Source organism: Paenibacillus sp. MAH-35 (assembly GCF_058135425.1).
Map to the genome: position 1 here is coordinate 1 of NZ_JBYUPU010000109.1, position 627 is coordinate 627.

At 54.2% G+C, this 627-nt stretch carries 1 protein-coding gene; it reads left to right on the top strand.

Going from position 1 to position 627, the window contains the following annotated elements; genetic code table 11:
- Positions 1-627, top strand: a 627-nt coding sequence (locus tag AC3Y2E_RS34655) for a phytanoyl-CoA dioxygenase family protein (RefSeq protein WP_379217995.1), incomplete at both ends; no start/stop codon positions are given.

A 627-nucleotide genomic window follows, 5' to 3' on the forward strand; every position in this document is an offset into this window, starting at 1 on the left:
CATTTTCGAAGAGCATCTGGAGCTGAAAGGTGCAAAACTGTCGGATGAGCTGGATACCCCCCACTTTCGTGACGAGCGGCTGCTCGAGTTTTTGCTGGCGGACGAGGTGCTGGATCTGGTAGAACCGATCATCGGTCCGAACATCGGCTTGTGGTCGAGCCATTTCATCAGCAAAGAACCGGTGGTGGGACGCGCTACGCCATGGCACGAAGACTCCGCCTACTGGAAAGGCCGCGTGAGCAGCTTCGATAAAATCGTCACGGTTTGGCTGGCGATTGACCGCAGCAATAAAGAAAACGGCTGCATGCGCGTCATCCCCGGCACTCACAACAACGGGTTTTCCGAATATGAGAAAGTGGATTCGAGCAAAAACTTGTTCCGGTCGCAGATCAAAAATATCGACGACTCGCAAGCGGTCTACTTTGAACTGGAACGGGGCGAATGCTCGCTGCACGACAGCCGGATCATTCACGGCGCAAAGGCCAATACGAGCCCATACCGCAGATGCGGCTATACGATGCGTTATTTCTCTACGGAAACGCGCGTCATTCCGGAGCGCAATGAGAATCACAAGGTATGGCTTGCCCGAGGACGGGATGTAGCAGGAAGCCGTTTCGAGAACGTATA